2 protein-coding genes are annotated in these 2,076 nt (G+C 67.4%); both read right to left on the bottom strand.

The features are described 5' to 3' along the window. Positions 1-236: 236 nt before the first annotated feature. Entirely contained in the window at positions 237-1,841 is a 1,605-nt protein-coding gene (locus DCO49_RS19855) for a glucan biosynthesis protein D (protein ID WP_116865446.1), read from the bottom strand. 48 nt (positions 1,842-1,889) lie between these two features. After that, a partial coding sequence (locus DCO49_RS20385) for a hypothetical protein (RefSeq protein ID WP_165835764.1) occupies positions 1,890-2,076 on the bottom strand: 187 nt, incomplete at its 5' end.

Here is a 2,076-nt window from a genome sequence, read left to right as displayed (position 1 = left end):
ATATCGATATTCAAATGGGGTCACAGCCCGTGCTCCGACAGATCGCGCAAAACTGTCGAAGGCGGGGTGGGTCCGGTTGAGGGGGCGTGAGCGCCATGGATGGCGCGACCGAGGCTACATGGACGTATTTACGCCGTCCCCCGCAACCGGACCCACCCCGCCATCCCGCGGAATGCCCGCGTTTGACGTTGACGTTGACGTCAGTAGGTGCAGGGCTGCAAGCCCTGCCCCCCCTCTTAGTACAGCGTGCGCTCCGGCGCGCCCGCCGGCGGCGGGGTGTACTGGTACAGCCAGGTCTCGGTGAGCGGCTTGCCACCACTGCGCAGGTACAGGCGGATGTCGATCTGCTCGGTACTGCCCTCCGGCGGCACCAGGTCGAACATCGCGCGGTAGCCCTTGATCTCGCGCAGCGGCCGCGCCGACACGATCTCCACCCGGCCGCGGCTGGCTTCCACCACCGCCTCCACCTCGCCCTTGTCGATCAGGCTGGCCAGCTCGCCGCCTTCGAAATCCACCGCGAAGCGCCAGCTGAAGTACTCGCGCTTCTTGCCCACCACGCCACCGAGGCCAGTGTGGGTCGCCACGCAGTGCGCCAGCGGTGTGCGGGCGGGCGGCTCTGCGCCCCAGAACAGGCGGTAGCCCACCAGCAGCTCCTGGCCGGGCTGCGGCTTTTCCTTCGGGTTCCAGAACGCCACGATGTTGTCGAAGGTCTCGTCCACGGTGGGAATCTCCACCAGCTGCACCGAGCCATCGCCCCACTCGCCCTTCGGTTCCACCCACAGGCACGGGCGCTTCTCGTAGAACACGCCGTCATCTTGGTAATGGTCGAAATTGCGGTCACGCTGCAGCAGGCCGAAGCCGCGCGGGTTGTGATCGACGAACATGTTGAAGCGCAGGTTGCGCGGGTTCACCAGCGGTCGCCAGATCCATTCGCCGGCACCGGTCCACATCGACAGGCCATCGGTGTCGTGGATTTCCGGACGCCAGTCCCAGCCCATGCGGCGGTCGTTCTCGCCCACCTGGTACATGCTGGTGCATGGGGCGATGCCCAGGCGTTCGATGGCCTTGCGCGGGTAAAGCGCGCTGTCGATATCCATCAGCAGCACCTCGCCATTGGTGATGGCGAAGCGGTAGGCGCCAGCCGCGCTGGGCGAATCGAGCAGGCCGTAGACCACGATCGTGTCCGAGTCGGCCGAAGGCTGCTCCAGGTAGTAGGCGATGAAATCCGGGAATTCCTCCGGCTTGCCCATGCCGGTATCGATGGCCAGCGCGCGTGCGGACTGGCCATACTGCCCTTCCTTGCCGACGGCGCGGAAGTAGCTGGCACCGAGGAAGGCGGCGAAGTCTCGGTCGGTGTCCTTGCGGGTGTTCAGGCGGAAACCGGCGAAGCCCAGGTCCGCCGGCAGCTCGCCGTTCTTCAGACCGCTCTTGCCGTAGTTGAACGCCGCACCGTCGTAGGCCAGTTCCTGCGCCTTGCCATCGACCACGTCGAACATCCGCACCGGCGAATGAAAGTACAGGCCCAGGTGGAAGAACTTCGCCTGGAACTTGCCGGGCTGGTCGGCCCACAGAGCATGGTCCTGGCGGTAGCCAATCGACTGGTACTGGTCCCAGTCCAAGGCTTCCAGCGGCTTGGGCAGCACCCGCTTGTGGCTCTGGTAGGGCGCCTGCGCCAGCGCGCGGGCCTGGCCCTTCAGGGTGGCGAAATCGAACGGCTGCGGCTGGCCGAGCCGGCGCAGGCCGAGCTGTCCACTCTTCCCGGCTGCGCAGGCCGGCAGGGTCGGCAGGCCGAAGGCGGCCAGGGCCAGGGAGGCATTGCGGAGGAAGTCGCGTCGTTGCATGCAGGCGCGGAAGCAAGGGGAAGGTCGGCCATCATAGGCAGACAAACGTTAACGGGCAGCGGAGGGCTGTACGGCCGGTTCAGCCTGCGCCAGCGCGGCCAGCCGCGCATCCAGCTCGCGCAGGGCCGGGGCCTGTGCCCCGCGCTGGGCCAGCAGCAGCTGGCGTGCTTCGGCCAGCGCAGCATGTGCTGCGGCCGGCCGCCCCGCCTGCTGCAGCGCGCCTGCCTGCGCCAGG

The sequence above is a fragment of the Stenotrophomonas sp. SPM genome, assembly GCF_003105135.1.
Taxonomy (GTDB): domain Bacteria; phylum Pseudomonadota; class Gammaproteobacteria; order Xanthomonadales; family Xanthomonadaceae; genus Stenotrophomonas.
This window is presented reverse-complemented; position numbering and strand designations above follow the sequence as displayed.